Below are 8,180 nucleotides of genomic sequence, written 5' to 3'. Positions count from 1 at the left end.
GATAACAATTTGATAACAGCCCATCGTATAGGCTGGATAATATGGATATATCAAAATAATCAAAAGGACAGGGTATCATATTTCTAAAGCAAAATCCGTTAAAGCATGATACCCAGCAACGAGTGGAAGTGAATTCTGTTGTCGTAGGGCAATGTGATTTATCCTGTCCAGGGCAATAACTACCAGCCTCCGACATAGAAAAAATTGACCATGCACCTAACAATGTGTGGTCAATTTTTTGTCCTTTAGACTATCCTTTCCATGCTTAACACAATGAATTTAAGAATATTTTACGCTATATCACCACAGAGTAGGGGCTGCCGGCCTGGGGGCCGGGTGGATAAACGACTTTGCCCCTAACAGAATAAATCACATTGCCCTACGACATTCCCCTACCGCCTTCTGACTCCAGCGCATCACGTTTTGTCCAATCAAGCAGCTGTCCGGCGCGGGCGGCTGCTTGATGCCGCATATGGTGAAAAACAGCCCTCGGTGCGCCGCCGGCCAAATCCGGTTGCTTTTTTCAGTGAAACCGTGTAAACTGTAAGACAACTCATATCAAAGGAGCATCCCTCTATGACCTATACGCTCTGCGCTCTGCTGGGAGCGGTCCTGCTGGGACTGGACCAGTGGGTGAAGTGGTGGACGGCGTCCCACTTTGCCACCCCCGTCCCCCCCCATATCTACTGGACTGCAGACCCGGCCAAAGACCTGCTGCCGGGCCTGGTAGAGCTGACCCGGGTCCACAACTACGGCGCTGCCTGGTCCAGCTTCTCCGGTCAGCGGTGGCTGCTGGTAGGCCTCACCGCCTTCATCCTGCTGGCGGTGCTGTTTGTGCTGGTACGGCGGATCGTACGGCATCCTCTGGGCGTGCTGGCCGGCTGCCTGATCCTCTCCGGCGGGCTTGGAAACATCATCGACCGGGTGCGGCTGGGCTATGTGGTGGATATGTTCCACTTTCAGTTCTGGCCCGCCTATCCTGTGTTCAATGTGGCGGATATCTGCGTGGTCTCCGGCGCCGTTCTGGCTGCAATATACTATCTGTGGTTCTATGAAAAGCATGATAAAAGAGGAGGAGCCCATGGAGACGCTGACACTGCAGCCCAGTGAGGCCCAGACGGGCCGCCGCACAGACGCCTGGCTGGCGGAGACTGTGGAGAGCCTGACCCGCTCCGCTGCTGCCCGGCTGCTGGAAGAGGGACTGGTGACCAGCGCCGGAAAACCGCTGTCCAAGAGCTATAAACTCACCGGGAATGAGACGATAGAAGTCTCCCTGCCGGACCCGGATCCGGTGGATCTGGCCCCTCAGGATATCCCTTTGGATATCATCTATGAGGACGGCGATGTGATCGTAGTCAACAAGCCCAAGGGCCTAGTCGTACATCCCGCTCCGGGACACCCCGACGGCACGCTGGTCAACGCGCTGCTGTTTCACTGCGGCGATTCCCTCTCCGGCGTGGGCGGGGCGCTACGCCCCGGCATCGTCCACCGTATCGACCGGGACACCTCCGGCCTCATCATTGCCGCGAAAAACGATCTGGCCCACCGCCGGCTGGCCGCCCAGCTCCAGGACCACACCCTGGCCCGGACCTACCAGTGCGTCGTCACCGGGAACCTCCGCCAGGACAGCGGCACCGTGGACGCCCCCATTGGCCGCCACCCCACGGACCGCAAACGCATGGCAGTTGTATCCAGCGGCCGCCCCGCTGTCACCCACTGGCAGGTGCTGGAGCGCTTTTCCGCCTTTACCCATCTCCGATGCCGCCTGGAGACGGGGCGCACTCACCAGATCCGGGTCCACATGGCCCACATCGGCCACCCCATTCTGGGAGACACGGTCTACGGGGCTAAAAAGGCAGTCCCCGGCCTCCAGGGTCAGTGCCTCCACGCTGCGGGCCTCCGGTTTCTTCACCCCCGCACCGGGGAGACGGTAGAGCTCTCCTGCCCCCTGCCCCCGGAGTTTCAGAAGCAGCTGCAGAAGCTCTCCGCCCTGCGGTAAGGGCCTCTATGCCACCTGTTCGCCGTGAATGTGCACAATCAGAAGCCGATTGTTTTAGTTGTTTCGTACAAAACCATCGTTGACACCTTCGCCCTCTCCTGCTAGAATATGGTCAATCTCCAAGAGGAGACCGGGCCGGGCCCGGGGAGCAGGTGACGGCCATATCCCGCCGTCCTCCCGGCAGTGCCCCGGCTCAACCGCGTGGATTCAAAAGGAGGAAAATCCGATGGTTAAAACGCTTGATATAAAAAATCGTGACCAGGTGGAGAAGATCAATGAGCTGGCCACCCACACGCCCTACGAGGTATGGCTGAGTACCGATACGCTGATGCTGGACGCCCGCTCCCTGCTGGGCCTGTATGCCCTGATCGGCAAGCGGGTCAACGTGGTGACAGAGGACAGCGTCGATCCCAGAAGCCTGGACCGGCTGGTCCACAAGATGGCCTGAGCCGCCATCCGAAAAGAGAAGCCCCGGCGTTCCGTGCTGCCGTGCGGAGCGCCGGGGCCCTTTTGTCCGCCGGCCTTGCGCAAAATTTTACAAAATTTCGCAAATTTTTGCGTAGTGGCCTTTTCATCTGAATTGCGCCGTGATATACTGGTTATATATACGGGCCTCTTCCAATCCGGCCCGCTGGTCAGGAGAGATTTTCATGAGCCAAACCGGCCAATTCCCCCGCCGTCTCCCCAAAATCGGAATGCGCAATATCAAAACAGCTTTGGCCGCCGCGCTCTGTGCGTTCATCTACTACTTCTTGGACCGCAGCCCCGCCTTCGCCTGCATCGGCGCCATCTTCGGCATGGGCAGCGACCTGGAGAACTCCAAGCTCCACGGCGGAAACCGCCTCTTCGGCACCGCCATCGGCGGGCTTCTGGGCATGGCCCTCTTCCGGATTTACCTGATCTTCTATCCGGAGGGCGGACACACCCTGCTGCTGGTGCCCCTGGTGTTTATAGGCACTGTGGCGCTGATCCTTCTGTGCCAGATCTTCTGGGTGGGAGGCGTGCAGCCCGGCGGCGTGGTGCTTTGCATCATCCTCTTCAACACCCCAGTGGAGAGCTACATCACCTACGCCCTGAACCGCATTTTCGACACCGGTATTGGCGTCATCATGGCCCTGGTGGTCAACAGCGTGTTTCCCGGGGGCTTTACTTTCCGGTTTATGGAGCGCTTTTACCGGCTCTTTCGCAAAGCGGAGGAGCCCCCAAATATCAATGAAAAAACGGAGGACGAACGCGATGGAATATCGAATTGAGGGAAAGCCCCTGCCCGTTGTCATCTGCCAGCTGAGCGCCGGGGAGACCATGATTACCGAGCGGGGCAGCATGAGCTGGATGAGCCCAAACATGAAGATGGAGACCACCTCCAACGGCGGACTGGGCAAGGCCCTGGGCCGGATGTTCGCCGGAGAGGCCCTGTTTCAGAACCGCTACACCGCCCAGGGCGGCCCGGGGATGATCGCCTTTGCCTCCAGCTTTCCCGGGGACATCCGGGCCTTTGAGATCGGGCCGGGGCGGGAGCTGGTGGTGCAGAAAAGCGGCTTTTTGGCCAGCGAGGAGACGGTGGAGCTGTCGGTATTCTTCCAAAAGAAGATCGGCGCAGGCTTTTTCGGCGGCGAGGGGTTCATCATGCAGAAGCTCTCCGGCCGGGGCATGGCCTTTACGGAGTTTGACGGCTTTGTGATGGAGTATGATCTGGCGGCGGGGCAGTCCCTGGTGGTGGACACCGGATACCTGGCCGCCATGGACGCCACCTGTTCCATGGACATCCAGTCAGTGCCCGGAGTGAAGAACATGGTGTTTGGCGGCGAGGGCCTCTTCAACACCGTAGTCACCGGCCCGGGCCGGGTCTATCTCCAGACCATGCCCATCAGCAGCGTGGCCGGGGCCATCCGCCCCTTTATCCCCACAGGAAAATAAGGCATAGAGCGCCAGCCCTGGCAGGAAGGCCGGGACCGGCGCTCTTTCGATTGAAAGGTCAGACCGCGGCGCTCACCCGGGACTGTTCAAAGCGGCTCTCCGCCTTGTTCCAGTCGATGAAGGAGAACCAGTAATCCAGATACTTCTCCTTGTCAAACTGGTCATCCAGGAAATAGGCGTGCTCCCAGAGGTCCGCCACAAAAATTGGCTGGACAGCCTGGAGATCCACGGTTTCGTTATTATCCGTGATAACGATGTGAGGTCCGCCGCTTCGCTCCGCCACCAGCCATACCCAGCCGGCCCCGGGGAGGCTGTCGGCAGCCTCCAGCAGCAGCCGTTTGAAGGCGCTCATGGAGCCGTAGACCCCGATGAGGACGCCTGTCAGCTTATTCAGCGGCGGTGTGTCCATGACAGATTGGATTCCGTCAAAGTACAGCTCATGGTTATAGACAGCGCCGGCAGCTCCCTGCAGCCGGGCCAGCTGGGCAGTAGGCAGGTTGATGTCCTGTGTGAGCAGCTCCTCCAGGGTCAGGTTTGTCAGGCGGTTCTTGGAGACCAGGTGGTTCAGTTCCCGGACCCTTTGGGCGTAGTATTGGCCGTGGTGCAGATACAAGGTATCCGGATCACAGTAAGGGCTCAATGAACTGAGTCCAAAGCCAAGTGTCATAGTTTGAAACGGGTATCGCTGACTCATATCAATTCCTCCTGGGCAGGATGGGTCATAATGGTCTAACTAACTCATTATATGTTCCCGTCCCCAGTGGTGCGGCAGGGCGGATAAGAGAATTCCGCCCCAGCCATTGGCTGGGACGGAATTCTCTTATCCGGGTTTTGACAGCAGGCCGTACGGTAGTCAACAAAACAGAACCAAATATGAATTTCTGTCTTGCCGGACTGTGCCTCTAAGTGCTGCTTAGAACAGATCTCTTGTTTTTGTTTGCCGGCGGTGTTTGATTATTTTATTCCGGCATCACTGCATACAAAACACTTTCGGCAAAGCCGCCACTATTGTGGTGCCGGATATAAAAACGATATTCTGGAACTAACTCCTTAATATACAGCGGAATCTCCCACATATCCTCCATCTTGTGGTAAATGGAGATGGCAAGCTTCGGCTTGTCACGCAAAATGGTTTCCCTAGCTCCTTTCAGAGCCTCCAGTTCTGAACCCTCAATATCCATCTTGATCATAGTCACCCGGTCACACGGATCAATTGTATTGTCAATGGTCGTGACTGGAATTGAAACACTCATCGTGTTCTCTTCGCAGAAGGAGGATTCGACTGTACCACATGCGCTAAATTGCAACGTTGTCTTTTCGCTCCACACACCGTATGGCAAAATTTGAACATCTTGAATCCGGCTTCGGCTTTCAGCATTTTGCAGACACCTCTTGTAATTCTCCGGGTCCGGCTCGAAGGCATATACCTTCTTTACACATTTACAGTGTCTCCCCAGCGCAAGTGCTGATCTGAAATCGTAACAGCCAACATCAACAAAGGTCTCCTCGTCGCAAAATTTTATAAATTTTGGACCAAAATACTGCTCCGCCTCGCCAAACTTTTCGCTATAATATGCGGGTCCATCAATAATCATTTCCGCAGGATAATTTCCATTCTCTAAAATGCCAAGCAATTCATCTCTGGCAGCCGATGTGGCAACCACAACATACAAATCCCGGCGAGACAGCAATTCCCTCGGAGACATGACCGGATAACCCAAATAGCCGTTTTTCTGCTTCACACCTGTTGAGCTGCAAAAACCGACAAATCCCTCTTTCTGCCTCGCCAAGGGAAGAAAATCTTTCCCTTCATTCCCTGCTCCATACAAAACAAATTTATGATTCTCTGGCACCTTTGCCAATGTCTTCTCCATTCCCGCAAGATGTCTATAATCAATAAATCTTCCTGGCCACATACGCTGAAAAGCAATATTCATCAGCCGTATAAGATATTTACTCTCACCGCTCACATTATACGCAAGTCGAGTCATATAAATTTCTCTGGATTCTCCATCTTCCAACATCTCATAGATTCTTTGTATTGTTTCTACCGCCTGCCGCATATCTGTTATATTCATACCTCCAAGATTGCAATTTTTCTATTATCTATCAAAAGATTTATATCGAAAATTTTCAGGCCATGAAATGGGCCTTCCATCATTTATCAGACAAGCCCACCGTAAATTCATAGATTTTTAATCAGATAATTATAGTCAAAGTTTATTGTCTGGTGTTCAATGAACACCAGACAGCGGGGTACCCCGCTGTGAATTTATCGCAATAATATTGCATCAATTTTTAAGAAGGATGCGTTGCCTCGCGTATAGAAAGGCAACGCATCCTTTTTATCTTATCAAATCAACAAAGTATCAGCCACTGCCTTTTCAGGCATCCTTAATAGCAGCCTGCGCGGCGGCCAGACGGGCAATGGGCACCCGGAAGGGAGAACAGGACACATAGTCCAGGCCGATCCGGTGGCAGAACTCCACGCTGGAGGGGTCGCCGCCGTGCTCGCCGCAGATGCCCAGATGCAGATCCGGGTTGGTGCTCCGGCCCCAGCGGGCGGCGTTGCTGATGAGACGGCCCACGCCGTGCTGGTCCAGCTTGGCAAAGGGATCGTTCTCGTAGATCTTCTTGTCATAGTAGGCGTCCAGGAACTTGCCCGCGTCGTCCCGGCTGAAGCCGAAGACCAGCTGAGTCAGGTCGTTGGACCCGAAGGAGAAGAAGTCGGAGATGGGGGCAATGTCGTCGGCGCACATGGCGGCACGGGGGATCTCGATCATGTTGCCCACCTTATACTTCAGGTTGGAGCCGGCCTCCTTGATCAGGGCGTCGGCCACTTCGGTGACGATGCTCTTCACATAGGCGAACTCCTTCAGCTCACCCACCAGGGGGATCATGATCTCAGGGACCAGGTCCCACTCGGGATGGCGGGCCTGAACGTTCAGGGCAGCCTTGATGACGGCCCGGGTCTGCATTCTGGCGATCTCCGGGAAGGTGACACTCAAGCGGCAGCCGCGGTGGCCCATCATGGGGTTGAACTCATGCAGGCCGGCGATGATGGCCTTGATCTCCTCCACAGTCTTGCCCATGTCCTTGGCCATGGCCTCGATGTCGGCCTCCTCAGTGGGCACGAACTCGTGCAGGGGGGGATCCAGGAAGCGGATGGTGACCGGGCAGCCCTCCATGGCCTCGTAAATGCCCTCGAAGTCGCCCTGCTGCATGGGCTCCAGCTTGGCCAGAGCCTTCTCCCGCTGCTCCACGGTGTCGGAGCAGATCATCTCCCGGATGGCCTGAATACGGTCGTCGTTGAAGAACATGTGCTCAGTACGGCACAGGCCGATGCCCTGGGCACCCAGCTCCCGGGCCTTTTTGGCGTCGGCGGGGGTGTCGGCGTTGGTGCGGACCTCCAGGCGGCGGTACTTGTCCGCCCAGCCCATGATGCGGCCGAACTCACCGCCAATCGTGGCGTCCACAGTGGAAACAGCGCCGTCGTAGATATTGCCGGTGGAGCCGTCCAGGCTCAGCCAGTCACCCTCGTGATAGGTCTTGCCGGCCAGCTCAAACTGCTTGTTCTCCTCGTCCATCTTGATCTCGCCGCAGCCGGAGACGCAGCACTTGCCCATACCGCGGGCCACCACGGCGGCGTGAGAGGTCATACCGCCGCGGACGGTGAGGATGCCCTGGGCAGCCTTCATGCCCTCGATGTCCTCGGGGGAGGTCTCCAGGCGGACCAGAATCACTTTCTCGCCCCGGGCGGCCCAGGCCTTGGCGTCCTCGGCGGAGAAAACGGCCTTGCCGCTGGCGGCGCCGGGGGAAGCGCCCAGGGCCTTGCCCATGACCTTGCTCTCCTTCAGGGCCGCGGCATCAAACTGGGGATGGAGCAGGGTGTCTAGGGTGCGGGGCTCTACCATGGCCACGGCCTTCTTCTCGTCGATCATGCCCTCGTCCACCAGGTCGCAGGCAATCTTCAAAGCCGCCTGGGCAGTGCGCTTGCCGTTGCGGGTCTGGAGCATGTAGAGCTTGCCGTGCTCCACGGTAAACTCCATGTCCTGCATATCCCGGTAGTGGTCCTCCAGGGTCTTGCAAACGTTTTCAAACTGGGCAAAGGCCTCGGGGAACTTCTCGGCCATCTCGGCGATGGGCATGGGCGTCCGGACACCGGCCACCACGTCCTCGCCCTGGGCGTTGGTCAAAAACTCACCGAAGAGCTTCTTCTCGCCGGTGGCGGGGTTGCGGGTAAAGGCCACGCCGGTGCCGCAGT

At 56.9% G+C, this 8,180-nt stretch carries 8 protein-coding genes; 5 read left to right on the top strand and 3 right to left on the bottom strand.

All coding sequences use genetic code 11. From position 1 onward, the window contains the following. Window positions 1-576 precede the first annotated feature (576 nt). The 5 genes from lspA (at window position 577) to QZ326_RS09640 (ending at window position 3,916) form a co-directional block, all read left to right on the top strand. A complete protein-coding gene (gene lspA / locus QZ326_RS09660; RefSeq protein WP_295744553.1) occupies window positions 577-1,110 on the top strand; it encodes a signal peptidase II in 534 nt (177 codons plus the stop codon). Then, window positions 1,082-1,999, top strand: a complete 918-nt coding sequence (locus QZ326_RS09655) for an RluA family pseudouridine synthase (protein ID WP_295744550.1) — start codon at window positions 1,082-1,084, stop codon at window positions 1,997-1,999. Before lspA ends, QZ326_RS09655 begins: the two co-directional genes overlap by 29 nt. A 226-nt stretch (window positions 2,000-2,225) precedes the next feature. Continuing rightward, window positions 2,226-2,447 (top strand): hypothetical protein, encoded by a 222-nt coding sequence (locus QZ326_RS09650; RefSeq protein WP_295744546.1) that lies wholly within the window; start codon window positions 2,226-2,228, stop codon window positions 2,445-2,447. Between the two features lie 202 nt (window positions 2,448-2,649). After that, a complete protein-coding gene (locus QZ326_RS09645) occupies window positions 2,650-3,252 on the top strand; it encodes an aromatic acid exporter family protein (RefSeq protein ID WP_295744542.1) in 603 nt (200 codons plus the stop codon). After that, on the top strand, window positions 3,236-3,916 hold the full coding sequence (locus tag QZ326_RS09640) for a TIGR00266 family protein (protein ID WP_295744539.1): 681 nt from the start codon (window positions 3,236-3,238) through the stop codon (window positions 3,914-3,916). The genes QZ326_RS09645 and QZ326_RS09640 overlap by 17 nt, the downstream gene beginning before the upstream one ends. A gap of 58 nt (window positions 3,917-3,974) precedes the next feature. Here the strand turns inward: QZ326_RS09640 and QZ326_RS09635 are convergent, their stop codons facing one another. The 3 genes from QZ326_RS09635 to ppdK form a co-directional block, all read right to left on the bottom strand. Next, window positions 3,975-4,610: a superoxide dismutase gene (locus QZ326_RS09635; RefSeq protein WP_295744536.1), complete on the bottom strand. Its 636-nt coding sequence runs from the start codon at window positions 4,608-4,610 to the stop codon at window positions 3,975-3,977. A gap of 265 nt (window positions 4,611-4,875) precedes the next feature. Further along, a complete protein-coding gene (locus QZ326_RS09630) occupies window positions 4,876-5,994 on the bottom strand; it encodes an FkbM family methyltransferase (RefSeq protein ID WP_295744533.1) in 1,119 nt (372 codons plus the stop codon). Window positions 5,995-6,300: 306 nt separating this feature from the next. Further along, window positions 6,301-8,180: pyruvate, phosphate dikinase (gene ppdK / locus QZ326_RS09625; RefSeq protein ID WP_295744530.1), on the bottom strand; the 1,880-nt coding region annotated here is incomplete at its 5' end.

It is taken from the genome of uncultured Oscillibacter sp. (assembly GCF_910587525.1).
In the GTDB taxonomy this organism is placed as follows: domain Bacteria; phylum Bacillota; class Clostridia; order Oscillospirales; family Oscillospiraceae; genus Oscillibacter.
This window is presented reverse-complemented; position numbering and strand designations above follow the sequence as displayed.